Source organism: Gordonia sp. WA4-43 (genome assembly GCF_020520305.1).
Taxonomy (GTDB): Bacteria; Actinomycetota; Actinomycetes; order Mycobacteriales; family Mycobacteriaceae; genus Gordonia; species Gordonia hongkongensis.
On sequence record NZ_CP084736.1, the window covers coordinates 1,950,673 to 1,977,073 of the forward strand.

The 26,401-nt window shown below is 69.0% G+C and carries 16 protein-coding genes; 12 read left to right on the top strand and 4 right to left on the bottom strand.

The features are described 5' to 3' along the window. Nucleotides 1–29 precede the first annotated feature (29 nt). The 5 genes from LEL84_RS08945 (at nucleotide 30) to LEL84_RS08965 (ending at nucleotide 5,229) form a co-directional block, all read left to right on the top strand. Nucleotides 30–1,457, top strand: coding sequence for an AIM24 family protein (locus LEL84_RS08945; RefSeq protein ID WP_226513836.1), 1,428 nt, complete (start codon nucleotides 30–32; stop codon nucleotides 1,455–1,457). A gap of 81 nt (nucleotides 1,458–1,538) precedes the next feature. Further along, nucleotides 1,539–2,147, top strand: coding sequence for a DUF4262 domain-containing protein (locus LEL84_RS08950; RefSeq protein ID WP_211538351.1), 609 nt, complete (start codon nucleotides 1,539–1,541; stop codon nucleotides 2,145–2,147). A 195-nt stretch (nucleotides 2,148–2,342) separates the two neighbouring features. Further along, nucleotides 2,343–3,656: an HNH endonuclease gene (locus LEL84_RS08955; RefSeq protein WP_226513837.1), complete on the top strand. Its 1,314-nt coding sequence runs from the start codon at nucleotides 2,343–2,345 to the stop codon at nucleotides 3,654–3,656. 406 nt (nucleotides 3,657–4,062) lie between these two features. Beyond that, nucleotides 4,063–4,515, top strand: coding sequence for an SRPBCC family protein (locus LEL84_RS08960; RefSeq protein WP_205333230.1), 453 nt, complete (start codon nucleotides 4,063–4,065; stop codon nucleotides 4,513–4,515). Nucleotides 4,516–5,079: 564 nt separating this feature from the next. Beyond that, nucleotides 5,080–5,229, top strand: a complete 150-nt coding sequence (locus tag LEL84_RS08965; protein WP_226513838.1) for a hypothetical protein — start codon at nucleotides 5,080–5,082, stop codon at nucleotides 5,227–5,229. Between the two features lie 123 nt (nucleotides 5,230–5,352). Here LEL84_RS08965 and LEL84_RS08970 read toward each other — a convergent pair whose 3' ends face one another. Genes LEL84_RS08970 through rplN form a run of 4 tightly spaced genes read right to left on the bottom strand, consistent with a single transcriptional unit; the run spans nucleotide 5,353 to nucleotide 6,810 of the window. Further along, a complete protein-coding gene (locus LEL84_RS08970) occupies nucleotides 5,353–5,538 on the bottom strand; it encodes a type Z 30S ribosomal protein S14 (RefSeq protein WP_004019490.1) in 186 nt (61 codons plus the stop codon). Between the two features lies 1 nt (nucleotide 5,539). Further along, a complete protein-coding gene (gene rplE, locus LEL84_RS08975; protein WP_055475154.1) occupies nucleotides 5,540–6,121 on the bottom strand; it encodes a 50S ribosomal protein L5 in 582 nt (193 codons plus the stop codon). Nucleotide 6,122: 1 nt separating this feature from the next. Further along, nucleotides 6,123–6,440: a 50S ribosomal protein L24 gene (rplX, locus tag LEL84_RS08980; protein ID WP_005197643.1), complete on the bottom strand. Its 318-nt coding sequence runs from the start codon at nucleotides 6,438–6,440 to the stop codon at nucleotides 6,123–6,125. 1 nt (nucleotide 6,441) lies between these two features. Continuing rightward, nucleotides 6,442–6,810 (bottom strand): 50S ribosomal protein L14, encoded by a 369-nt coding sequence (gene rplN / locus LEL84_RS08985; protein WP_004019493.1) that lies wholly within the window; start codon nucleotides 6,808–6,810, stop codon nucleotides 6,442–6,444. Nucleotides 6,811–7,414: 604 nt separating this feature from the next. On the opposite strand from rplN, the gene LEL84_RS08990 reads away from it, so the two are divergent. The 7 genes from LEL84_RS08990 (at nucleotide 7,415) to LEL84_RS09020 (ending at nucleotide 26,386) form a co-directional block, all read left to right on the top strand. Next, entirely contained in the window at nucleotides 7,415–21,280 is a 13,866-nt protein-coding gene (locus LEL84_RS08990; protein WP_226513839.1) for a non-ribosomal peptide synthetase, read from the top strand. Further along, nucleotides 21,277–21,534 carry an MbtH family protein gene (locus LEL84_RS08995; RefSeq protein ID WP_068972014.1) on the top strand — a complete coding sequence of 86 codons (258 nt, stop codon included), beginning with the start codon at nucleotides 21,277–21,279 and terminating at the stop codon, nucleotides 21,532–21,534. Before LEL84_RS08990 ends, LEL84_RS08995 begins: the two co-directional genes overlap by 4 nt. Beyond that, nucleotides 21,512–22,771, top strand: a complete 1,260-nt coding sequence (locus tag LEL84_RS09000; RefSeq protein WP_413466953.1) for an ABC transporter ATP-binding protein — start codon at nucleotides 21,512–21,514, stop codon at nucleotides 22,769–22,771. The genes LEL84_RS08995 and LEL84_RS09000 overlap by 23 nt, the downstream gene beginning before the upstream one ends. Further along, nucleotides 22,761–23,543 (top strand): ABC transporter permease, encoded by a 783-nt coding sequence (locus LEL84_RS09005; RefSeq protein WP_058252001.1) that lies wholly within the window; start codon nucleotides 22,761–22,763, stop codon nucleotides 23,541–23,543. The genes LEL84_RS09000 and LEL84_RS09005 overlap by 11 nt, the downstream gene beginning before the upstream one ends. Before the next feature lie 91 nt (nucleotides 23,544–23,634). Beyond that, nucleotides 23,635–24,243, top strand: a complete 609-nt coding sequence (sigK, locus tag LEL84_RS09010) for an ECF RNA polymerase sigma factor SigK (protein WP_226513841.1) — start codon at nucleotides 23,635–23,637, stop codon at nucleotides 24,241–24,243. Between the two features lie 7 nt (nucleotides 24,244–24,250). Then, a complete protein-coding gene (locus LEL84_RS09015; RefSeq protein WP_137809559.1) occupies nucleotides 24,251–25,192 on the top strand; it encodes an anti-sigma factor in 942 nt (313 codons plus the stop codon). A 144-nt stretch (nucleotides 25,193–25,336) separates the two neighbouring features. Further along, nucleotides 25,337–26,386, top strand: coding sequence for an alpha/beta hydrolase (locus LEL84_RS09020; RefSeq protein ID WP_413466954.1), 1,050 nt, complete (start codon nucleotides 25,337–25,339; stop codon nucleotides 26,384–26,386). Nucleotides 26,387–26,401 lie beyond the last annotated feature (15 nt).

Consider the following 26,401-nt stretch of genomic DNA (forward strand, 5'->3'; position numbering starts at 1 on the left):
GCCGACGGCCGAAGACGATGGTTGGCACAATGGACACCGTGCTCACGCTGACCGCCGGAGAGAACCGTCCGCTGCCGTCGACGGCCGTGACCGTCTCGGTGCGCTCGGCATCGCCGGTCAACACCTCGGCGATCCTGCTCACCGATGCCGGTCGCGTCCGCTCCGACGCGGACCTCGTCTTCTACAACCAGCCCAGCGGCCCCGGCGTCGGATACCGGTCTGCCGGCTCGGCCGACATCATCTCGGTCGACACCGCCGCGCTGCCTCGGGAGATCGCGACGGTCGTCGTCGCGGCGAGCCTCGACGGGACCGGGCCCACGAGTTTCGCGACCGCCGGCGCCCTCAGCGCGACGCTGACCGGAGGCGGCACCGAACTCGTCTTCAGCCCCTCCGGTCTCACCAGCGAAGCGGCCGTCGTGTGCCTCGAGATCTACCGGCGCAACGACGTCTGGAAGGTTCGTGCCGTCGGCCAGGGATACGACGCCGGTCTCGCGGGCCTCGCCACCGCCTTCGGCATCGAGGTCGACGACGAGCCCGCGACGCCGCCTCCTGGACGGCCGCCGCGAGTCACCGATCCGCAGCCCTGGCCGCCGGCCGCGTCGACGCCAACCGCGCCGCCGCCGACACCCGAACCACCGGCCCCGCAATGGAATACACCGTCCACACCGCCGCCTCCGCCCCGGCCCCCGGTCACCGCCCAACCACAGGGAGTTCCCATGCACAGCGATCTGTTCGCGCCGTCCCACGCCGAGGTCACCGGGCAGGGGATCCAGAAGCAGGGAAGCAAGATGTGCCGGGTCGGCCTCGCCGGTGAGGTCATGGCCCGCACCGGCTCGATGGTGGCCTACCAGGGCAACCTGAAGTTCGAGGCGCTCGGCTCGGGCGGCCTCGGACGGATGATGCGTCAGGCGATGACCGGCGAGGGCGTTCCGCTGATGAAGGTCACCGGACAGGGCGACCTGTTCCTGGCCGATGCGGCGTCGGACGTGCACCTCATCGACCTCGACGGTTCCGACGGCCTCACCATCAACGGCGCCAACGTCCTCGCCTTCGACTCCTCGCTGTCCTACGACATCGCCCGTGTGCAGGGTGCCGGCGCGATGAGCAACGCCGGACTGTTCAACTGCGTCTTCACCGGGCGCGGCCGGATCGCCATCACCACCGACGGCACCCCGGTCGTCCTCAACGTCGACGCCGCGACCTATGCCGACCCGCAGGCCGCGGTCGCGTGGTCGTCGAGCCTGCGCACCTCGGTGAAGTCCAATGACTCGTTCAACCTCGGCACCCTGATGGGACGCAGCACCGGCGAACGGTTCACCCTCGAGTTCTCCGGGCGCGGGTTCGTCGTCGTGCAGCCGTCCGAACTCCCGCCCGGCGGGTTCGTCGGCGGGACCGGTGGCGGCGGGTCGGCCGGGTCAGGGGCCGGCGGCGTGTTGGGTGGCATCCTCGGGCGCTGACGAGGCGGAACTCGGACGTCGCCCGAATCTGTCGGTGCCGACTGCTCTACTACGCTCCACCTTCGAACAACAGGAGCGAGCATGACCCACCACTTCTCCGATCTGCGGGGTCTGCCCCGCTGGCACCCCGACCCGCTGGTACGCGAGACGCTCGACCGCATCCGGCGCTACGGTTGGGCGGTGACGGCCGTCAGTGACGAGTGCACGTGTCACTCTCCCGAATGCGAAGCACCTGACTGCTCTTTCGCGTACACCACCGGCCTGCGCTTACACGACCTCCCCGAGTTGGCGGTGTACGGACTGGATGCACGAACGAGTGCATCGGTTCTCAACGAGCTGGGCAGCGTGTTTCACACCTATGACTGGCACTCGATCGTGTCGAATTCGGTTCCCATACAACTGGATTCGCTTGAGGTTCCGGTCACCGTCATCGAACTGGTGGACAAATCCGATCTCATCGTCACCAACGTCCTCTACCCCGACGCTCCGGTCTTGCAGGCGGTGTGGCCTGACGATCTGGGCAGCTATCCGTGGGAAGAGGGTTACACCCTTGCACCGGAACACCAATTCGTGATGGGCGTGCACGACCCGCGAGCGACCGGTGGCGACAGTCCGCGCGTCATCTACCCGCACCCCGGAATGAACCGGGCCCAGCGGCGCAAGGCGGCCCGACGCCGACGCCGACGCTGAGCAGGCGAGCGGCCAGGTGATCAGCCTGAGTTGCGGGGGCCTCAACCGTTCGGTTCTTGTCGGTGCCCCCGGATACAGTGATTTCTACAGGCCACAGATGAAAGACGCATATCGGCAGACGGTTACGCCGGTGTCGAACCAACGATGACGAGAAGCCCTGCCTCCAGTTCCGTCCTGTGATGTGGAAGGTCCGTCATGCCAACAACACTCGCCACCATGCTGCGCCCAGAGACCGAAAGTGTCGAACACTCCGGCGGTGAGGGTTATCTCGCCGTGTTGACTGCGATTCGCGAGGCGCTGTGGGATCTGCCCCCTGGCGGCGCGGAGCCGACCGGCCGTCAAGCGAGCACCGCGATGTCTCTGCTGATCGAACTGCGCTCCATCCTGGACCATCACGCCGCCGTCGGAGCTGCCACCCTCGACCGTCTCGGTGTGGCCCGACAGTCGACCGGCAAGACGTCCGCCCTGCTGATCACAATGGGCGCAGCACCCGCAATCGCGCACCGCTGGTTGCGGATCGGCAACGCACACGCATGGCTCTCTCGGTTGCCCGGTTACACTGCCGACGGCGCGATCCCCGGGGAACACGCCGATGCCGTCGTGAACGGCATAGTTCATGTCGCGCGTCGAGCACCCGAGGGTGTCTGCGCCGAGGAACGAGCAGAGGTCGAGCAGACCCTTATCGCGCAGGCGATGTCCGGCGCCACCCCTGCCGAAATCGCCCAGAAGGCGCGCGAACTGGGCAACGAGTATGCGGTCGAGTCCGGCGGCCTGCATGCTGGCGAGGACCGCACCATCAACGAGTTCACCGTCTCCCCGACCGGGGAAGGCCGGGTCCGCGTACGCGGCGATCTCGACACAGTCATCGGCGAAAAGCTGACCGCGGCAATCGAATCTCTAAACACTCCGAGGCCTGAGCCCGACGGCACCGACGACTCACGGACCACCGGGGCCCGCAACGCGGATGCTCTGGAACTCATCCTCGATGCCGCGGCGGTGGCCGACACCACCCTTGCAACCCCACCAAAGACCCACGTCAGCGTGCTCCTGCCGGCGGCTGCTCCCGACAAGGCCAGCCTGTTGTGGCTGGGTTCGATCAGCCCCACCACCGCGTCCTTGCTTGCGTGCGACTCCTCTGTCACCGACGTGGTCATCGACGGCGACACCGTCCCCCTGGAGATGGGCACTTCCAGACGACTGTTCCCGACGCATCTGCGTAGAGCGATCATCATCCGCGACCGGTGCTGCATCAAATGCGGTGCGCCTGCGGGCCGCACCCACGTCCACCACATCCAGTTCTGGAGCAACGGCGGTTCCACCGACATCGACAACGGGTGCTTGCTCTGCCCGTCCTGCCACGCCCACATCCATGCCGGCCAGTGGGAGATCATCATGGGGCGCGACCGCCACCCGTGGCTGGTCCCACCCGCATCGATCGATCCGATCCGAACGCCATTGCCGGCATACAACCGCCGCACCATGACTCTCGATGACCGGGCCGCAGCCTGATCCACCTCGGTGGTCGATGACCGACTCGCATCGGCGAACGGCCGGAGAGCCCGAGCGCCTGATACTTCTGAAGGCGAATCCGTCGAGAGACGACGCCCCGCGTAGCACCTTTTCGCACCGATCCGTCGGAGCGCGCATGCCCTTTGAGAACTTCATAGTGTTCACGCCCGACCTGTGGTGCGGGTGAACTGCGTAAGGCCCCACCTCCCTGGTGGGGGGTGGGGCCTTACAGCGCGACTGTCAGGCCAGTGCGAAGTCACCAGCTCGACTTCTGGCACACCGGCAAGTCGACGTCGCAATTGGGTGGCATCCGTGGGCGCTGAGCCCCAACGGGATCTCGTAGCGAGAAACGCTGCCATAGTTCGCTTTTCGCCATGCAGTCCGGCGGGCGGGTAACGTCGACGTCATGCCCGAAGCAAGTGCGACCGTCCTCGTCCGACAACCCCTCACCACGGTGTGGGAGTACTGCCTCATCCCGGAGCACGTCGCGGCGCTGACGCCCGGCGTGATCGGCGTCGAGACCGTCACCGACGGGCCGGTCTCGGTCGGGACCGTCTGGCGCGGCCAGATGAAGGGGCTCGGCCGCGCCGTCGACTGGACCGGCGAGTTCACGCGGGTGGATGCGCACACCGCCACCGAGTTCTCCTCCACAGAGTCACCGCTCGAGTTCGCCATCTCGGCCACGTTCGCGGAGGTTGGTCGCGGCGTCGAACTCACCTACCGCATCCGCAACGCCGGCGTCGGCGGGGCGGTCGGGAAGCTTACCGACGCGCTGGCGATCCGCGCGTATCAGCGGTCGCTCGCCGCGAACGCGAAGAAGCTGCCGCGCCTCGTCGACGAATGGACCGCCACCCGCTGACGACGACGCGATACGAGGAGTGCGATGTCGGCATCAGTCCACGAGCAACGATCTCCGACGGAGAAATCCATGAGGACGGCGGTCACGAAAGTCCTTGTTAGACATACGAATCGGGGACAATTCGGACGTAGCCTTCGCGGTCGACGGGGAGTACTCTGACCGGCGGATGCATCTCGTCCGGACCGTGATCCCCACCCGCCCCGAGATGGCGTGCGGCGTGGGCCCGGCCCTGCCGTCCTACAATCGTCCGCACACAAGGGATTTCGTCATGCCCGAATCCAGCGCATCCGTCACCGTCAAGCAACCACTCGAAACCGTCTGGGAGTACATGTCCGCTCCCGAGCACACCTTCCGGGATCCGTCGAGATCATCCCGCTGTCCGATGGGCCGCTCGCCGTCGGCTCGCAATGGAAGGGTAAGACGGCAGTCCTCGGGCGGACCATGGAATGACGCGGGGAGTTCACCCGCGTCGACACATGCAAGGAGACGGAGTTCCAGTCCGTCGAGGCGCCGTTCCCGTTCACCACGCACATCTCGCTGGAGGAGACCTCCGACGGCGTCCAGGTGACCTGTCGGATCACGTCCTCGACCGGGTTCGGCGGGGTGTTCGGCAAGATGGCCGACCCCATCGTCAACCGCATCTACCAGCGGTCGCTCACCGCGTCGATCGAGAGCGTCCCCGACCTCATCGAGGAGTGGCTCGCTCAGCAGTGACACGACTCAGCAGTGACACGACAACGGCCCCACCTCGCCGAAGCGAGATGGGGCCGCTGGGGAATCGGTAGCACGAATGCGCTCCATGAGCGCATTCCTGCTACGAAATCCGTCGGGTGAAAATCACCAGCTGGACTTCTGCACGCCCGGCAGCTCGCCGGCGTGCGCCATGTCGCGCAGGCAGATACGGCACAGGCCGAACTTGCGGAACACCGAGTGCGGGCGGCCGCACTTGTTGCACCGGGTGTAGGCCCGCACGGCGAACTTGGGCTTCTTGTTGGCCTTGTTGACCAGAGCCTTCTTTGCCATGTCAGTTGTCCTTAACGTTGTTGTCCTTGAACGGGAAGCCCAGGGCACGCAGCAGCGCCCGGCCTTCGTCGTCCGTGGTGGCCGACGTCACGACGGTGATGTCCATACCGCGGGGCCGGTCGATGTTGTCGATGTTGATCTCGTGGAACATCGACTGCTCGTTCAGGCCGAACGTGTAGTTGCCGTTGCCGTCGAACTGACGGTCCGACAGGCCGCGGAAGTCGCGGATACGCGGGAGGGCGATGGACACGAGACGGTCCAGGAACTCCCACATGCGGTCGCCACGGAGGGTGACGCGCGCACCGATCGGCATGCCCTCGCGCAGCTTGAACTGTGCGATGGACTTGCGAGCGCGACGGATCTCCGGCTTCTGGCCGGTGATCTTGGCCAGATCCTCGACGGCGCCGTTGATCAGCTTCGCGTCACGGGCGGCGTCGCCGACGCCCATGTTCACGACGACCTTCACGACGCCCGGGATCAGCATCACGTTGGGGTATTCGAACTCTTTGTTCAGCGTGTCCTTGATCTCCTCGCGGTAGCGAGTCTTCAGGCGCGGCTGGATCTTGGGTTCAGTAGAGGTCATGTCAGATGTCCTTCCCGCTCTTGCGCGAGATCCGGACCTTCTTGCCCGTTTCCTCGTCGACGCGGTAGCCGACGCGAGTCGGGTTGCCGTCGGAGTCCACGACCATCACGTTCGAGACGTGGATCGAGGCTTCCTGGGTCACGATGCCGCCGGAGGAGGCACCGCGCTCGTTGGCCGACGCGGCGGTGTGCTTCTTGATTCGGTTGACGCCCTCGACGAGGACACGCTGGGTCTTCGGGAAGGCCTGGATGACCTTGCCCTTGGCGCCCTTGTCCTTGCCCGAGATGACGATCACGGTGTCACCCTTGTGGACCTTCATGTCAGATCACCTCCGGTGCCAGCGATACGATCTTCATGAACTTCTTCTCACGCAGCTCACGGCCGACCGGGCCGAAGATGCGGGTTCCGCGGGGGTCGCTCTCACCCTTGAGGATGACGGCGGCGTTCTCGTCGAAGCGGATGTAGCTTCCGTCCGCACGACGGCGCTCCTTGGTGGTGCGCACGATGACGGCCTTGACGACCTCACCCTTCTTGACGTTGCCGCCCGGGATGGCGTCCTTGACAGTGGCGACGATGACGTCGCCAATGCCGGCGTAGCGCCGCGAGGAACCGCCGAGCACGCGGATGCACAAGATCTCCTTGGCACCGGTGTTGTCGGCGACTCGCAGGCGGGATTCCTGCTGAATCACTCGTTAGTCTCCTTGACCTGGCTTCTTATGTACGGCGGATTTCCGACCCGACGCACACGGTCTGTTGCCATCGAACACACGCCTGCCTGGGGTTTTGACCAGGTTGTGACACCCGGGCCGTCCGCCCCAGTGGGTTCGTGAGCCGATTCGCGACACAGCGGCGCCGCAGGCAACCCCACAAGTGTAGGGGAATGCCCAGGTCCCGGCCAAATCGATGGTCCCGGCGACCGCGCGGGGGTTTCGGATGACGCCGGGCCGGCAAAGTTTTCCGCGCACTGACCCATCTGGGGTGCACCGCCACGCGAAGCACCCATGAGACGAGATCGACCAGACACAAGCCCGTCCGGCGAGCAATCAGTGCGAGCCGGAAGGGAGCGAAACACGGGGGGCGTGTCAGCGCCGGGGGTAATTCTCGGCTGCCGATCGTGAGCCGAACGGTCACCATGCTCCCCGGGCTCCGCAGTTCAGTCCGACAACTGCGGCCTGACGGCAAGTCCTCGACTCGGGGCCACCAGCCCCGTGAGCGATGACCGGAGTTCGAATCCCCCAGTCCGAGCCGGGTTCGACGCTGCCGTGCGGGCACGCACTCACAGGGGAGGCACGCGTGACCACAGACGACGCGGTCCGGAACACCGTTGCTACCGACATCGACACCGACCTGACGATCCCGATGACCGCCGCTCAGCGCGGCATCTTCTACGCCCAGCAGCTCGAGCCGGACGTGCCGATGACCATCGACGCGTTCGTCGAATTCCGCGGCGACACATCGGGTCCGCAGGGCGAGAGCGGTGACGACCCACTCGTCGACGTCGATCCGGACATCATGCAGCGTGCTGTCACCCTCACCGAGAGTGAGACCGAGGCCCCGCTGCTGCGGCTGATCCCGACCGACGACGGCGAACCGATGATGGTTCTCGACCGGTCGCAGCACGTGGTGCTGGGTCGACAGGACTTCTCAGACGCCGAGGACCCGCGCGCGGCCGCACTGGCCTGGATCGACCGCCGGCGAAGTGCCAGCTCAGACGTCTTCGCCGACAACATCCTCGAGACACACCTGCTCAAAGTGGGTCCCGGACACTCGATCTGGTATTGCCACGGTCACCACATCGGCTTCGACGGCTATGCCGCGATGTACATGATGCTTCGTGTCGCCTCGCATTACACGGCGATCGTGAACGGAACGCCGCCGCCGATCGCGGACACCGCGTCGATGGTCGACATCGCCGAGTTCGACCGCGAGTACCGTGCCTCCGCCAAGTTCGCCGAGGACCGCGAGCACTGGGCGTCCCATCTGGCCGATATGCCCGAGATGACCACTCTCACCAGCCTTTCCGCTCCGGCCGCGCCGTTGTCGGTCGTCCGATCGGCGGTCCTCGACGACACCCTCGTCGCCCGGATCCGCGAGCTCGGACACAGCCACCGGGTCCGGCCGGCGTCGGTCATCACCGCTGCGGTGGCCGCCTACGTCGCGCGCTACACCGACCGCGACGAGGCCATGCTGAGCCTGCCGGTCGCGGCCCGCGACCGCGACGTGCTGCGCACCTCGGCGGGTCTGACCTCCAACGTCGTCCCGTTGCGTATCGCGCTCCACGACGATTCCGCCACCGTGACCGATCTGCTGAAATCGGTCAACGCGGAGATCAAGTCCGCCGTCCGGCACCAGAAGTTCCGGCACGAGGACATCACCTCCCAGATCCTCGGGGCAGCGGGGGCGCGGCGTGGCTTCTTCGGCCCGCTCGTCAACGTCATGCTGTTCTTCCAGCACATCGACTTCGGCCCGCTCAAGGGCGAATTGCACGTCCTGTCCACCGGACCGATCGAGGACCTGTCGGTCAACGTGTACGACAGCCTCGACGGCGGGATGACCCTGGACCTCGAGGCGAATCCGAACATCTACCCGGACGACGACATCACCACCCACCACCGTCGTCTCGTCGACTTCGTGACCGCCTTCGTCGGTGCGCCCGGCGACACGAGGATGTCGGACCTGCACCTCCTGACCGACGCCGAACGCGAAGCGCTGCCCGAGCGCATGACCGGGGAACGGGTCGACCACGGCGCCACCACCCTCGTCGACCTGCTCGACGACGCGGCCCGGGCCCACCCCGACGAGACCGCGCTCACCGACGCGCGGGACGGGCGTTCGCTCACCCATCGCGAATTCACCGACGCGGCAACGCAGCTCGCGGCGGCACTCACCCGGCGCGGGATCGGTCCGGAGAGCGTCGTCGGCGTTCAGCTGCCCCGCAGCACGGACCAGATCCTGGCGCTGCACGCGGTGATCCGTGCCGGCGGCGCATTCCTGCCGATCGACCCGGCCGAGCCGGCCGACCGGCTCGGGCACATCCTCGAGGTGGCCGCCCCCGACCTCGTCATCACCGACACGGTGCTGGCCGAACTGCGTGCCGACAAAGGGGTCGCCGCGGCGACAACGCCCCCGGGCCCCGACACGGCCGCGTACGTGCTGTTCACCTCCGGTTCCACCGGCAAGCCGAAGGGCGTGGTCATCACCCACCGCGCCATCGTCAACCGCCTCGCGTGGATGCAGGCCCGCTACGAGCTCGCACCGGACGACCGGGTGCTGCAGAAGACCCCGTCCACCTTCGACGTGTCGGTCTGGGAGTTCTTCTGGCCGTTCACCACCGGCGCGGCACTGGTCGTACCGACTGCCGACGGTCATCGCGACCCCTGGTATCTGCGTGACGTGATCGCCGAACACCGCGTCACGACACTGCATTTCGTGCCCTCGATGCTCGCCGCCTTCACCGCGGCACTCGACGCCGACGATGCATCGGAGCTGACGAGCCTGCGCCGCATCTTCACCAGCGGTGAGGCTCTGACTCCCGCGACGGTCGGTGCCGCCGCGATGCTGACGTCCGCTCCGATCCACAACCTCTACGGCCCCACCGAGGCCGCGATCGACGTCACCCACCACGACCACTGCCGCGCCGACGTCCCGGTGATCCCGATCGGCTCCCCGGTGTGGAACACCGGTGTCCACGTGCTCGACCACCGCCTGCGGCCGCAACCGCCCGGCGCGATCGGCGAACTCTATCTCGGCGGCGTCCAGCTGGCCCGCGGCTACCGGTCGCGCGCGGACCTGACGGCATCGCGATTCGTCGCCTCGCCCGCGGCGCCGGGCGAACGGCTCTACCGCACCGGCGATCTCGTCCGTCAGAACGCCGCCGGCGAGCTGGAATACCTCGGTCGCACCGACTCACAGGTCAAGATCCGCGGCCAGCGGGTCGAACTCGGCGAGATCGAGTCGACCCTCAGCCGGCTGGACGGCGTGACCGCCGCCGGCGTGGTCATCCGGGACGATCTGGTCGCCGGTGAGCCCACGATCGTCGGTTACGTCACCGGCACCGGACTCACCGACAAGGACCTGCGGGCCGAACTCCGAACCGCGCTACCGGATCACATGATCCCCACCGCGATCATGGTCCTCGACGCACTGCCCACCACCGCCAACGGCAAGCTCGACCGCCGTGCGCTGCCGCGGCCCGACCTGCGGACCCACCGCGAGTTCGTCCCCGCGCGTACCGCGCTCGAGCGCTTCGTCGTGGCGACCGTCGCCGATGTGCTCGACCTGCGCGACGGCATGTCCGACGAGGTGGCGAACGAGGCTCCCGCCACGGCTCCGGCGTCGGTGTCGCTGAGCGACAACTTCTTCGAGATCGGCGGGACGTCACTGTCGGCGACACGGATGGCCTCGCGGCTGTCCCGCGCCACCGGCCATCGGATCGGGATCCGTACGGTGTTCGACGCCGACGACCTCGCCGGCCTAGTAGCGGCCCTCTCCGACCTGGGCGTCGACACTGATGAGCCGGCCGTCGGCTCCGCCTCGGTCCCCTCCGACGACACCGCCGGGCGGACCGTCTCCGGAGCCGTGCCGCTGTCCCCGGCCCAGCATCGGCTGTGGCTCGCGACACGGTTGGACTCCGCGTCCTCGGCGACCTACAACATGCCGTTCACCGTCCGCTTCGTCGGCGCACTCGACACCGACGCACTCCGGACGGCCCTGGTCGACGTCGTCCGCCGACACGAGCCGCTGCGCAGCGTCGTCGCCGAGATCGACGGTGTGGCATGCATCTCCGCGATCGACCCGGACGCGGTCGACGTCGACCTGCCGGTCCTCGCGACCGGTGACGTCGCCCAGTGCCCGGACCGCGACTTCGCCTCGCTCCCCTTCGATCTGGCCGCCGAGATCCCCGTCCGTGCGCGCCTCGTCCGTACCGCCGACGACGATCATCGACTCACGATGGTCGTCCATCACATCGCGGCCGACGGCTGGTCGCTGGCCCCCCTCGCCGGCGACCTGGCCACGGCCTACCGCGCCCGCCGCGACGGCATCGAGCCCGAATGGTCGCAGCTGCCGGTCTCCTACTCGCAGACCAGCGCCGCACGTCACGCATGGCTCGACGAGAGTCCGCATGCCGCGGCCGAACTCGAGTTCTGGCGGGACACCCTCGACGGGGCGCCGGGCGAGACCGAGCTGCCCCTGGACCGTCCCCGAGGCCGGGATTCGGAGGTGACCGGTCGGTCCGGATCGTCGGTGACCTCGACCATCGACCCCGACACCTACGGCGCGATCCGGACCATCGCGACCGAGGCCGACGCCACGGTCTTCATGGTGCTCCACGCCTCGGTGGCGCTCCTGCTCCGTTCCCTCGCGCAGTCCTCGGACGTCATCATCGGCACACCGGTGTCCGGACGCGGCGACGCCGACCTCGACGACCTCGTGGGCATGTTCGTCAACACGCTGGCGTTGCGCACCGTCGTCGACAAGGACCTGCCGTTCGCCGACCTGGTGGCACATGTCCGGGACACCGATCTGAACGCGTTCGACAACGCCGACATGCCGTTCGACCGACTGGTGACCGAACTGAACCCGGCCCGTTCGGGCAATGTCCACCCGTACTTCCAGGTGTCGATGGCCCTGGAGGACCGTTCCGCCATCCGGCTCGACTTCGCCGGGCTCTCGGCGACCGCATCCCGCGTGGACACCGGTCGCACCACCTTCGATCTGCAGTTCACGTTCACCGAGGTGCGCGGGGCGACCGGCGAGCCCGCCGGCCTCACCCTCGAGATCGGTTACGCCACCGCTCTCTTCGACCGGGACACGGTGGCCGGACTGGGTTCGCGCCTGGTCCGCATGCTGGAGGCGGCGACCGCGGACCCGAGCGCCCCGATCGGCGACCTGCCGGTGCTCGACCTGCACGAGCGTCTCGATCTCGTCCCGGCAGTCGGCGAAGGCCGCCGTCCGGTCGAACACCTCACCCGGCTGCTGTCGGCGGCCGCGGAGTCCTCGCCACACCGCGTCGCGGTCACCGACGGCACCCGGTCGCTGACCTACCGCGAACTCGACGCGGCGTCGAACCAGCTGGCGCGGGCGCTCATCGACGGTGGCGGCGGGCCTGAAAACCATGTGGCCGTGGCACTTCCGCGCAGTGTCGAGTGGATTGTCGCGATGTGGGCGATCGCCCGCACCGGAGCCGCCTGGCTCCCGGTCGATCCCGCGTATCCGTCCGGCCGCATCGAACACATGCTGACCGACTCGGGCGCACGACTGCTCGTCACCGATCGGTCGTCCGATCCCGGCGCCGGGCCCGCTCTGAGCACAGTCGTCCTCGACGACCCCGCGATCCGCGAATGGATCGAAGCCGAATCAACGGAGCCCATCGCGGACTCGGAGCGCCGAGGCGTCCTCGACGTCGACCAGCCCGCCTACCTGATCTACACATCGGGGACCACCGGCACGCCCAAGGGCGTCGTCGTCAGCCACCGCGGACTCGCCGACTTCGGCGCGCAACAGGTCACGCAGTACGGGATCACGACCACCAGTCGGACGATGCACATGGCGTCGCCGAGTTTCGATGCGTCGGTACTCGAGATCCTGATGGCGATCTCCGCCGGGTCGACCATGCACATCGTGCCGCCGGGCATCGTCGGCGGCACCGAGCTCGCCGAGCTGATGCGCGATGCGCGGATCACGCATGCCTTCCTCACCCCGTCGGTACTGACCACCATGACGCCGGACGACGTCCCCGATCTCGAGGTTCTCGTCATCGGCGGCGAGCACCCGAACTCCGAGGTGGTCCGCACCTGGTCGACCGGCCCGAAGCTGTTCAACGCCTACGGTCCCACCGAGACCACCGTGGTGGCCGCGGTGTCGGCGCCGATCAGCCCCGACTACACGACGCTGACCATCGGCCGGCCCATCCGCGGCATCTCCGCGCTGGTCCTGGACGAGCGCCTGCGCCCGGTCGCCCCCGGCGCGATCGGCGAGTTGTACATCGCCGGTGAGCATCTCGCCCGCGGGTACCACGGCGTCCGACCGCTGACATCCAAACGCTTCATCGCCAACCCCTACCGCGATCCCGGCGAGCGCATGTACCGAACCGGCGACCTCGTCCGATGGACCTCCGATCACGAACTCGAGTTCCGCGGGCGGGCCGACCATCAGACCAAGATCCGCGGGCATCGCATCGAACTCGGTGAGATCGACGCCGCCCTGGTCGCCGACGAGTCGGTGCGGGCGGCGGTCACCACCACGCACGGCGAGGGCGACCGCGCCCATCTCGTGTCCTACGTGACCGTGACCGCGGGCGCCCACGGGCAGGCCGCCGCGGTGCGAGACCGATTGGCGCAGCGCCTGCCCCGGCACATGATCCCGTCGACGATCATCGAGCTCGACGAGATCCCCACGACCCCGATCGGCAAGGTCGACCTCCGGGCACTGCCCGCGCCGGAGCCGGGATCGGTGGACGGCGACGTGGCCTTCGTCGCGCCGCGCAACCCCCTGGAGCAGGCGGTCGCCGACCTGATCGCCGAGCGTCTCGAGCTGGAACGCGGCACCATCGGCCGCGATCACGACTTCTTCGACCTCGGCGGCAACTCGTTGCTGGCGACCCAGATCGTCGGCGCACTCGAGAATCTCACCGGGCGACGAGTCCCCGTCCGCGAGGTCTTCGACCACTCGACCGTCGCCGGCATCGCCCGGCTCGGCGGCGCCGACGAGGGTGACACCGCCCTCGTCGAGGCGCGGACGCTCGCCGACCTCCGGCACGATCCGGACAGCCCCGCGCAACCGGGACCCGCGCAGCAGCAGCTCTGGTTCCTCAACCAGCTCGCGGGCGGTGCCGACGCCGATCCGGGTCGAGCCGACAACGACAACGGTTCGTCGACAGCCGATTACGCCATCGCCTTCGCGCTGGATCTCCGTGGCGATCTCGACGTGGACGCCCTCTCCGGCGCGCTCCGATACGCCGTCGACCGACACGAGATGCTGCGCACCGTCTACCCCGAGCACGACGGGCGCCCCGACCTGGACGTACGTTCCACCGACGAGGTGCAGACCGAACTCACCGTCGTCGAGACGACTTCGGCGGAGTGGCCGGCCCAGGCGCAGGCGCTGGCGCGTCGCCCGTTCGACCTGACCGTCGACGTACCGCTGCGCGTCGCACTGCACCGGATCGACAGTGACACCGCGCATCACAAGCTGACCCTTGTCATCCACCACATCGCTGCCGACGGTTGGTCCATGGTGCCGCTGCACCGCGACATCACCACCGCCTACGCCGAACTGCGGACGGCGGCCGAGAACGGTACCGAAGCCGCGGTCACCGCCACTCCGCCGGCCCTGGACTATCGCGACTACCTGCGCTGGCAGGCGGATCACCTCGAGACCCGGACCGATCTGGCCGACCGGTGGCGACAGGACCTGGAAGGGATCGATGTCGGTCCGATCCTCGTGCCCGACGCGCCGAGCGGGTCCGCCCGCACCGCGGGCGTGGTCGAGGTCGACTTCGACGCCGAACTGCGCAGCCGCCTCTCCGCACTGGGCGGCGGCCGGGCGACCGAATTCATGTGCGTGCATGCGGTGTTCGCCGCGCTGCTGCACCGGCTCAACGCCGACCCGCAGGTTCATGTCGCCGGTTCGGCGGCGGACATCGTGATCGGCACCCCCGTCGCCGGACGCGCCGATCCCCGGCTCGCCGACATCGTCGGTATGTTCGTGAACTCGGTCGTCCTCCGGACCCCGGTCGACGGGAGCCAGGGGTTCGCGGCCCTGCTCGACTCCGTCCGCAGCCGCGATCTGGACGCGCTGGCGGGCGCCGACATGCCGTTCGAGCAGATCGTCTCGATGCTCAATCCGCCTCGCACGGACCGGCATCCGATATTCCAGATCGCGCTGGCGTTCGACGCCGGGGTCTCTGACACCCTCGAACCCGACCACACCAGGGTGGATCTGCCCGGCCTGCAGGTCGTCGCCGAGGAGATCGAGACCGGGGCCGCCCGGTTCGACCTCGAACTGCGAATCCGCGACGGGCGCGCGCGGTTCACCTATGCGACCGATGTCCACACGCATGACCGCGTCAGCGAACTGGCCCGGATGTTCGTCGATCTCGCACGCGCGGTCGCCGCGGATCCGTCGACACCTCTCGACGACCTCACCGGGGCGGCCGATCTCGCGGACGCCGCCGAACCCAAGGTCCGCGACCACGGCTCGATCGAGCCGAGGCATCTTGCCGACATCCTCGCCGACACCGTCATCGACCACTCCGATCGCGTGGCGGTCGAGGACGGAGACCGCACGCTCACCTACGCCGAGATCGATCGGCTCTCCGCGCGCTGGGCGCTCACCCTGCGCGAACTCGGGGTCGGCACCGAGGACGTGGTCGCGATCGCCGTCGATCGCAGCCTGGAATCGGTGGTCGCCACATGGGCCGTGACGAAGGCGGGCGCGGCCGCACTCCCGGTCGACATGCGTTACCCGGCCGAGCGGATCGCCCACATGATCGCCGATTCGGGCGCCATCCTCGGCATCAGCAGCGCCGACCACCGTCGCGATGTGCCGCACGACATCTGGTGGCTGACCCCGGAGGATCTGCGCACCGGAGAGCGCGCGGGCTTCCGGCCCCCGGCCCGGCACCCGGATTCGATCGCCTACATCGTCTACACCTCCGGCTCCACCGGAAAACCGAAGGGCGTCAGCGTGTCCCATCGCGGCCTGGCCGCGTTCGCCCAGACGCAGCGGGAGCGGTACGAGGTCGGCCCCGGCGATCGCACCCTGCTGTTCGCCTCCCCCTCGTTCGACGCATCGATGCTGGAGTTCCTCCTCGCGGTCGAGTCCGGCGCGACGATGGTGGTGGCACCGACGACGATCTACGGCGGCGACGAACTCGTCGAGTTCCTCGACGAGCGCGAGGTCACCCACGCGTTCATCACGCCGTCGGCCCTCGCCGCCGCGGCACCCCATCCGCTCCCCCACCTGAAGACCCTCGGCGTGGGCGGCGAGGCCAGCACTCCGGAACTCGTGGCGCGCTGGGGAACCGGCCGTCGCTACATCAACTCCTACGGGCCGACCGAGACGACCATCGTCGCGACGATGTCGGCGCCGCTGCACCCGGGTGAGCCGATCACCATCGGCACGCCGGTCCACGAGTGCACCGCACTCGTCCTCGACCACCGGTTGCGGCGACTGCCCGACCACGTCCCCGGCGAGCTCTACCTCAGCGGGCCGGGAGTGGCACGGGGCTACCTGGGGCGCCGCAGTCTGACCGCCGGCCGGTTCGTGGCCTCCCCCGACGGAAACGGCGCCGTCATGTACCGCACCGGTGACATCGTGCACCGCGACGCCGACGGCGCGCTGACCTACCACGGTCGCAGTGACAACCAGGTGAAGGTCCGCGGTTTCCGCATCGAACTCGACGAGGTGAGTGCGGCACTGGCGGCCGTGGACGGAATCGACTTCGCCACCACCGTCGTCCGCGGCGAGAGCGCATCGGCCACCCTGGTCGGTTACGTGACGCGCTCCGCCGGGGCGGCCGGCGACCCCGAGTCCGCAGACGCCCCGGAAACAGTGGACACCGCAAAGGTGTTGGAGTCGGTCCGCAGCCGCCTGCCGCGCCACATGGTCCCGTCCGCGATCGTCGTGCTGGACGAGATCCCGCTGACCGGCAACGGCAAGCTCGACCATCGGGCACTGCCGGAGCCGTCGGCGAGCAGCATGTCGTCCGTCGGTCGCGCACCGCGCGGTGATGCCGAGACCGCGCTGGTCGGCATCGTCGCCGACGTCCTCGGCCTCGCTCGCGAGGAGATCGGTGCCACCGACGACTTCTTCCTGCTGGGTGGCACCTCGCTGCAGGCGACCACCCTGGTCAGTCGGATCAACCGGGTGTCGGCCGACGGCCGCCTCCGCGTCCGGGACGTCTTCGACCACCCGACCGCCGAAGCCCTCGCGGACCTGATCAGCCTGCCGGCCGACTGGGCACCGACCGCGGAGTCCGACGAGTCGTCGGGTCGCCCGGTCCGACGGGAGACCTTCCCGCTCGCGCCGGTCCAGCGCCGCCTGTGGTCGCTGGCGGCGGCCGACCCCGCGTCGACCGAGTACCTGATGCCCTTCGTCCTGCGACTGACCGGGGACATCGATCTCGCGGCCCTCCGCGGTGCACTCACCGATGTCGTCGCCCGGCACACCAGCCTGCGGACGGTCTTCGAGGCGGTCGACGGGACACCGACGGGCCGGGTGCTCGACGATCCCGCGGCCGTCGTCGGCTCGCTGACCCCCGTCGTCCCCGCGGACCCCGACGCGCTGATGAGCGAGATCGCGCGCCTCGCGTCGACGCCCATCGACCCGACCACCGAGGCGCCCTTGCGTGCCACGGTCGTCGCCGACCCCGGTGCGCGTGGCGAGACCGCGACGCACATCCTCCTGCTCGTCGTGCATCACATCGCCGCCGACGGCGCGTCGTTGCCGACCCTCGTCGGCGACCTGGCGCAGGCCTACCGAGAACGACGCGCCGGCCGCGCCGAGACCTGGGATGCGGCCGCTCTCGACTATCGCGACCACGCCGTCGAGAGTGCGACGGCGCCCGCGACGACCGACGAGCTGGGATTCTGGACCGATCACCTGGCAGGTGCGCCCGCCGAGAGCACGGTGGAACCGGTCGGCGGCGGCAGACGTGGTTCGGGTGCCCGGTCGGTGAGTCTGCCGCTCCCGGCACACACCCGGGCGGGCCTCACCGCCTTCGCCCGTGAACAGTCGACGACGCCGTTCTCCGTCCTGCACACCGCACTGGCGATCCTGCTGCACCGTCTGGGCGTCGGCGATGACCTGGTCATCGGCAGTCCGGTCGACAACCGCACCGGGATGACCGGCGTCGACCGCGACTACAGCGGCGTGGTCGGCATGTTCGTCAACATGGTGCCGCTGCGCAGCCACCTGCGCAGCGCGGAGACCGTCGCCGCACTGGTCCGCCGGACCCGCGACACCGACATCGACGCCCTCGATCACCGCGGGGTGCCCTTCGACGACATCGTGACCGCGCTCAATCCCGAACGCGCGCACGGTCGACACCCGCTCTTCCAGGTGGCGTTGTCGGTGCACGACTTCGCCGGTGGCGCGCCGACCCCGGTGGGCGGTGCGGATTCCCTCGCCGGGACCGCCGTTCCGATGGACGACGACCTGATGGCCGAGGTGGCCGAATTCGAGTCCCTCGCCGCCAAGTTCGACCTGCAATTCACCGTCACCGGCCTGGGCGCGACCGACTCCGACACCGACGCCGCCGTCCAGATCACCTACGACGCGGCGCGATACGGACATGACGACGCCCAGATGCTGGGAACGCGACTCATGCGCGTGTTGCGCGGCATGCTCGGCGACCCCGGACGCGCGATCGGCGACATCCGCATCACCGACCCCCTCGAGGTGGCCGAGCGCACCCCCGCTCTCGGACCGCGCGGCAACGCACCGACGACGCTGGACGTGCTGATCGCCGATGCGGTGCGGCGGCACCCCGACGGGCTCGCCGCGATCGGGCAGCGCACCGCGGACGGCGAGGGCCCTGAGACGCTCACCTACGCCGAACTCGACGCACGCTCGAACCGGCTGGCCCGGGTCCTCCTGGGCCGCGGGGTGGGGGCCTACTCGCGCTCGGCCGACGAGCCGGGGACCGAGGGTCCCGACGTCCGGTCGTCCCGCGAACCGGTGGTCGCGATGGCGATCAGCCGTTCCATCGACTCCCTGGTGGCGATCTGGGCGATCGTGAAGGCCGGCGCCGCATACGTTCCCATCGACCCCGAGTATCCCGCCGACCGCATCGCGCACATGCTCGACGACAGCGGCGCGCAGCTGGTCGTGACGACCTCGTCGTCGTGGGAACGCATCGCGGAGAGCTCGGCCGGGAGCGAGGTACCGACCCTCGTCCTGGACGCCGCGTCGACCCGGACCCGCATGAAGCACTCCTCGCCGGCGCCGATCACCGACGCCGAGCGGGCGTCGACGATCCGCCCGGATCAGTTGGCGTACATCATCTACACGTCGGGATCGACCGGTAAGCCCAAGGGCGTCCTGGTCCCGCACAGCGGGTTGCGCGCGGTGCACGACGAACTCGCGGAACGGATGAATCCCGGACCCACGTCCCGCGTGTTGCACTTCGCCTCACCGAGTTTCGACGCCTCGGTGCTGGAGATGCTGCTCGCGCTGGCCGGTTCGTCGGCACTGACCATCGTCGAACCCCACGTCTACGGCGGCACCGCGCTCAGCGATGTGATCAGGACGCGCCAGGCGACGCATGCGTTCATCACCCCCGCCGCGGTGGCCAGCATGGATCCCGCCGCCGTGCCGTCACTGCGCGCACTCGCGGTCGGTGGCGAGGCCTACGGAACCGACCTCGTGCGGCGCTGGTCGCCCGGTCGCACGATGATCAACGTCTACGGACCCACCGAGACGACGATCATCACGACCGGCAGCCGGTCGCTGACCCCGAACACGCCGCTGACGATCGGCACGCCGAACAACGGCGTCGGCGCGCTCGTCCTCGACGATCGGCTGCACCCGGTGCCGCCCGGCGTCACCGGCGACCTGTACCTGACCGGCGTGCAGCTCACGCGCGGTTATCACCGTCGACCCGGCCTCACCGCGGTCCGGTTCGTCCCGGCTCCGATGGTCACCGGGCCCCGGTTCGCCGGCCAACGGATGTACCGCACCGGCGACCTGGTCCGCTGGACCGGCGACGGGCAGCTCCTCTACGTCGGCCGCAGCGATTCCCAGGTGCAGGTCCGCGGATTCCGCATCGAACTGGGTGAGATCGACGACGCGCTCGCCGCCGAACCCGACGTCGACTTCGCCGTGACACTCGTGGACGGCACCGGGGCCCAGGCGGTCCTGCGCAGCTACGTGACAGCGACGCGCGGGCACGAACCCGATCCCGCCGACCTGCGGCGCCGGGTGGGACGACGGCTGCCGCGGCACATGGTGCCGGTGTCGGTCTCCGTGCTCGAGAACATTCCGCTGACCCCCACCGGCAAACTCGACCGCGCGGCGCTGCCGACCCCGGCCGCCTCCGCCTCGGGCCGAGCGCCGGCCCCCGGGACCGAGACGACCATCGCCCGCGTCTTCGCGGAGGTGCTCGAGGTCGACCTCGATGCCATCGGTGCCGACGACGGATTCTTCGACCTGGGTGGCAACTCCCTGATGGCCACCGCCGTGACCGGCAAGCTGAGCGAGCTCACCGGACAGCACCTGGCGGCGCAATCGCTGTTCGGGGCCCCGAGTCCCGCCGAACTCGCCGAGCTGCTCGACGGCGGGGCGCACTCCGACGGGGACACCGGACCGTCGGCCTCCGGTCTCGACACCCTCCTGCCGTTGCGCCGCACCAGCAGCGACGCCGGAAGCGATGCTCCCGCACCGCTCTTCGTGGTCCACCCGGCGATCGGACTGTCCTGGAGCTTCACCTCCCTGCTGCCCCACCTGCCTGCCGACCGCGCGGTCTACGGCCTACAGCACCCGGCGTTCGCCGGTGATCCGTGCCCGCAGACGATCGCCGACCTCGCCCAGGTGTACGTGGCGAAGCTGCGCACGGTGTCACCGGAGGGGCCGTACCACCTGCTCGGGTGGTCGCTGGGCGGGTTGATCGCCCACGAGATGGCCGTGCAACTCCAGGAGGCCGGCGAGACCGTCGAGCAACTCGTCGTGCTCGACAGTTACGTCGTCGCCGAACGGCCCGACCTCGACACCGAGGCGTCGATCGCAGAACTCATGCGCGAGTTCGGACTCGACGTCCCCGACGGTGGCGAGGAGGGCACCGAGCCCTCGGTCGCGGACGCGTTCCGCGTCATCTCCGCGGCGGGCGGCGCGCTCGGTGGCTTGTCCGAGGAGACGCTCACGACCGTGCACGAGGTGTTCCGCCACGCGTCCCCACTCGCCCGGAACTGGCGACCCCGGGTCTTCGACGGCGACCTCACCTTCGTCACCGCGACCGTGGACGCGCACGACGGCCCGCCGGCGGTCACCGACTGGCGCAGCAAGGTCACCGGTCGCGTCGTCGAGGTCCAGGCGACCAGCACCCACGCACGCATGTTGCTGCCGGAGAACGTCTCCGAGTGGCTGACCGCAATCGAATCAGGACCGATCGAATCAGACTCGGGCACACCGGGAATCGCAGCACAGGAGGAGGAATCATGACGAACCCGTTCGACGACACCGCGGGGACCTTCCGCGTCCTCGTCAATCACGAGAACCAGCATTCCTTGTGGCCGGACTTCGCCCCCGTCCCCGACGGTTGGACCGTCGTGTTCGGTCCGTCGGGTCACGACGAGTGCCTCGAGTACGTCGAGGAGAACTGGCGAGACATGCGGCCCGCCAGCCTGATCCGCGCGATGGAACGTTCGCAGAACAGTGAAAGGGAGGTCACACATGGGGCGGCACAGTATGGCTGACACCACGTCGGCCGAAACCACTCCGGGGACCACGGCGTCGCCGTCCGGTCCGGTCACGACTCCCGGCGCGACATCCACCGATGGCGTCTCCCCCGCCCGCAACGCCCTCGAGTTGCGCGGCCTGCGAAAGACGTTCCGCACCGGGCTGTTCGGCCGGGGTCGCCGCGTCCATGCCCTCAACGGCCTGGACCTGACCGTGCCCGCCGGCACCGTGCACGCGCTGCTCGGCCCCAACGGAGCCGGCAAGACCACCACCGTCCGCGCGGTGGCGACGCTGATGAAGCCCGACGAGGGCAGCGTCGTGGTCGACGGTGTCGACGCGCTCGCCGATCCCGGCGCAGCCCGCAAGATCATCGGCGTGTCCGGGCAGTACGCCGCCGTCGATGGGAACCTGACCGGCTTCGAGAACCTGCGGATGGTCGGTCAGCTGTACGGCCTCTCCCGGGGCGAGGCCTCGGCACGGGCGCGCGAACTCATCGCCGACCTCGCCCTGCAGGACGCCGCCGACCGCCCGATGCGTACCTACTCCGGCGGCATGCGCCGGCGGCTCGATCTCGCCGGCGCCCTGATCAACCGACCGTCCCTGGTCATCCTCGACGAACCGACGACCGGGCTGGATCCCCGTGGGCGACGCCAGATGTGGGAGGTCATCACCGAACAGGTCGCGAACGGCGCGACGGTCCTGCTCACGACGCAGTACCTGGAAGAGGCCGACGCCCTGGCCGACGAGATCACCGTCATCGACCACGGGACGATCCGGGCCCAGGGCAGTGCCGCCGACCTCAAGGCCTCCACCGGTGCGTCGATCCTCACCATCGAGGTGCGTTCGGACGGGACCGCTCACGACGAGCTGGTCGCCACGACCCTCGCCGAGGTCGGACTCGGCATGCCCGAACGACTCGACGAGTCGGATCGCCCCGACCCGGCACACACCGACAACTCACGGTGGTCCCTGCCGGTCAGCGACGGGAGCCGCAGCGCGGTCGCCGCCGTCCGGGCGCTCGACGCCGTCGGAATCGTCGTCGTCGACGCCACCGTCGCGACGCCGACCCTCGACGATGTGTTCCTGGCCCTCACGGAGCGGGACACGCCGGACAACGATGGCGGCAGTGACCACGGCGGCGAGACATCGGCCACGGCCGATGCCGAGACCACCGTCATCCCGACGGTGGCCGACGCCGATCCCGATCTCTCCCACGCCCCGACGACCCGAACGGATCGACTCCATGCTCACTGACACCGCAGTGCTGGTCGAGCGGAACCTGCTCACCGTCAAGCGAATTCCCACCCTGCTGATCAGTGCCACCATCCAGCCGCTGATGTTCGTGTTCCTGTTCGCCTACGTCTTCGGCGCGACCTTCGGCGGGGGTTCCTACCGGGAATTCCTGATGGCCGGCATCTTCACGCAGACCGTCGTCTTCAACGCCGCCTTCACCACGGTCGGCCTGGCCAACGACACCTCCGACGGCATCGTCGACCGGCTGCGGTCGCTACCGATGTCCCGGTTGGGCGTCATCAGCGGCCGTGTCACCTCGGACATGCTCCTGGGCGTCGTCGGCCTCGCGGTGATGGTCGCGTGCGGGCTCGCGATCGGCTGGCGGGTCCAGGGCAGTGCCGGCGACGCCGCCCTCGCCTTCGGCATCATCGGACTGTTCGCGCTCGCCATGGCGTGGGTGGGTGCGGTGACCGGTCTCGCCGCGCCGAATGTCGAAGCCGCACAGAGCATCGGGTTCTTGTGGATGTTCCCGGTCACGTTCCTGTCGAGCGCGTTCATCTCCGCCCAGAGCCTGCCGGGTCCGCTGCGCGCGATCGCCGAGTGGAATCCGGTGACGGCAGTGGCGACCGCGTCCCGGCAGCTCTTCGGCAACGAGGCACCGCCGACCTTCCCCGAGGCCACCGGATGGGTCGCCGACCACGCGGTCGGATACTCGGTGGGATCGGCACTGGTCATACTGGCGGTGTGCATACCCGCCTCGCTCATCCTGTACCGCCGCGCCGCCAACCGGTGATCTGCAGGTCAGTGATCCATGGATTCGCGATCGGTAGCCCCGGGATCGACGATCACCCGAGAAATCCCTACGTCTTCGTTACCGTGGAACCGTGACACCGGACGATGGCAGCGCGGCCGCCGACGCGCACCACGGACGCGGGGGCGAAGCACAGATGCTGCGGGAGTTGCTGGCCGCAGCCGCGACAGGCGATCGGACCGCGTTCTCCACGCTGTACGACCGCACGAGTTCACGGATCTACGGACTCGCGTTTCGCGTCGTGCGGGACCGTCAGTACGCGGAGGAGATCGTCCAGGAGGCGTACCTGCAGTACTGGCAGAAGGCCGGCGAGTACCAGCCCGGGCGCGGTTCGGTCATCACCTGGATGATGACCATCGCCCACCGGCGGGCCGTCGACCGCGTGCGATCCGAAGAACTGCAGCAACAGCGGATGTCGCAGTACGGCGCGGTGTCGGTGGAGACCCCGCGCAACATACCGCTCGAGGTCGTTGTGCAGACCGACGAGGCGCGTACGCTACGAACATGTCTCGGCACGCTCACGGAACTGCAACGGAGCTGCATCGAGATGTCGTATTTCGGGGGCCTGACCTATCCCGAGGTCGCCCGGCACACCGATACCCCCTTGCCCACCATCAAATCTCGGATTCGAGATGGCCTGCGTCGGTTGAGAACCTGCCTGAGGACGCACGAGGACGCCTGATCCCACAATGACCACATCCGATACGACCGGGGACCGCGGGGCCACCTGGCTCGACGACCACGTCGAATTGTTCGCCGTCGGCGCGCTGACCCCCGACGAGACCAGACGCGTCGAGTCAGAACTCGCCGCACTTCCACCCCACGAGCGGGCCGAACACGACGCCCAGATCGCCGACATCCAGGCGGCCATGGCGGGTTTCGCGACGACGTATGCGCTCGACGCACCGCCCGAACTCCGGGACCGGGTGCTGCAGCACGTCTTCGAGGGTGCGGCGCTGACCCCGGAGGCCTACGTACCCTCAGGCATCGATCCGGGCCCGCAGAACCCGGCCGCCGCGGTCGATCCCGTCCCGCCGGTCGCACCCGCGGGAACGGGCCGATCCGGCGAGAGCGACCTCGCGCCGCCGCCGCCGGTCGAATTGCGGCCCCGCGACTCGCGCCACGGACAGCATCGATCGGGTGGAACCGCGCGGCGCCCGGCACGCGCAACGGCGATCCTGGCGGCCGCGGCGGTGACCGTGGCCGTGGCGCTGGGGGCAGGCGTGCTCATCGGTCGCACCACCGCCCCCGAGTCGTCCACCTCGTCGACGGCGCTCAGCGACTCCCAGCGTGAGGTGCTCGGGGTACTCACCGCCGCAGACGCGTCCGTGAGCGTCGAGCCATTGGCCGACGACCGGGGCACCATCGCGGTGGTGACGTCCGAATCGGCCGACCAGGCGGTCGCGCTCCTGCGGGACCTGCGCACGCCCATCCCGGCCGACAGCACGTATCAGTTGTGGCTGGTGGGCGGTGCACCGCAGCCGGTGCCGGCCGGGCTGATCCCCGGAGACGACACCGCCCCGGTGGTGGTGGACGACGTGCGCGGGTCGAGCGTGCTCGCGGTCACCATCGAACCGGCCGGCGGTTCGCCGCAGCCGACGACACCGATCCTCGCCCAGGTCGCCCTCTAGGGCGGCGAGAATTCGATCCTTCGGGTGACAGCCCTGGCGATCTCCGCTCGTATCGTTCTTCTGTGTGCGGGCGATCCATAGACTGTGGGGCCGGCACGTCGGCGCGTCCGATCCGACGGGATCTCGAGAACGAGTAGGTGCGATGTGAACGGAATCGGTCGTCGGGAACAGCGGCAGCGACATCTCGGCGGGTGGCGAGTCCTCGCCGGGTTGCTGACGGTGGGTGCGGTCATCGCCGGCCTCGCGACCGCTCCCGGGGCGCCGGCGGCCGCCACCCCGTCGTCCCCCGACGGTTCCCGCGTCGTCGACTCCTACACCGATGACCCGCAGCAGGTGACGCTGCTCGTCCACTCCGCCTCGATGAACCGCACGGTCCCGGTCACGGTGCTCACGCCACGGGATCGGACCCGGCCGGCACCCACCCTGTACCTACTCAACGGCGCCGGTGGCGGGGAGGACTCCGCGACCTGGGACGCACGGACCACCTACAAGCGGTACTTCGCCGACCGGCACGCTTATGTCGTCACCCCGATCGGTGGCGCCTACTCGTACTACACCGACTGGCAGCGCGACGATCCCGCTCTCGGCCGCAACAAATGGCAGACCTTCCTCACGAAGGAACTGCCGCCCCTGATCGACGACGAGTTCGACACCACCGGCGTCAACGCGATCGCGGGGATCTCGATGGCGGGGACCTCGGTGCTCAATCTCGCCATCGCCGCCCCCGGGTTGTACCGATCCGTCGCCGCCTTCAGCGGGTGCGCTCGGACCAGCGACCCGGCCGGCCAGCAGTACATCCGATTGGTCGTCGAGGACCGCGGTCAAGCGGACATGACCAACATGTGGGGCCCGCTCGACGGTCCCGGCTGGCGAGCCAACGATCCGTACCTGAACGCGGCGAAGCTGCGCGGCAGCAAGGTCTACATGACGACCGGGACGGGAGCACCGGGTGTCCACGAGCAGCTGACCGACCCGAGTATCGCGGGCGACGGTTTCACGCTGGCGAACCAGGCGATCGTGGGCGGCGGGATCGAGGTCGCCATCGACATCTGCACGCGGCAGATGGTCGAGCGTATGCGTGCGCTCGACCTCCCGGTCGAGGTGAACTTCCGCCCGACCGGCACCCACTCATGGGGTTACTGGCAGGACGACCTGTACCGGACCTGGCCGCGTATCGAACGCGACCTGCGCTGAGCGCTCACTATTCGA

Coding starts and splice junctions, on each gene's coding strand:
- LEL84_RS08950 (WP_211538351.1), top strand. CDS start 1,539: ATGACCCACCACTTCTCCGATCTGCGGGGTCTGCCCCGCTGGCACCCC.
- LEL84_RS08955 (WP_226513837.1), top strand. CDS start 2,343: ATGCCAACAACACTCGCCACCATGCTGCGCCCAGAGACCGAAAGTGTC.
- LEL84_RS08995 (WP_068972014.1), top strand. CDS start 21,277: ATGACGAACCCGTTCGACGACACCGCGGGGACCTTCCGCGTCCTCGTC.
- LEL84_RS09015 (WP_137809559.1), top strand. CDS start 24,251: ATGACCACATCCGATACGACCGGGGACCGCGGGGCCACCTGGCTCGAC.
- LEL84_RS09000 (WP_413466953.1), top strand. CDS start 21,512: ATGGGGCGGCACAGTATGGCTGACACCACGTCGGCCGAAACCACTCCG.
- LEL84_RS09005 (WP_058252001.1), top strand. CDS start 22,761: ATGCTCACTGACACCGCAGTGCTGGTCGAGCGGAACCTGCTCACCGTC.
- rplX (WP_005197643.1), bottom strand. CDS start 6,440: ATGAAGGTCCACAAGGGTGACACCGTGATCGTCATCTCGGGCAAGGAC.
- LEL84_RS08945 (WP_226513836.1), top strand. CDS start 30: ATGGACACCGTGCTCACGCTGACCGCCGGAGAGAACCGTCCGCTGCCG.
- rplE (WP_055475154.1), bottom strand. CDS start 6,121: ATGACCTCTACTGAACCCAAGATCCAGCCGCGCCTGAAGACTCGCTAC.
- LEL84_RS08970 (WP_004019490.1), bottom strand. CDS start 5,538: ATGGCAAAGAAGGCTCTGGTCAACAAGGCCAACAAGAAGCCCAAGTTC.
- LEL84_RS08960 (WP_205333230.1), top strand. CDS start 4,063: ATGCCCGAAGCAAGTGCGACCGTCCTCGTCCGACAACCCCTCACCACG.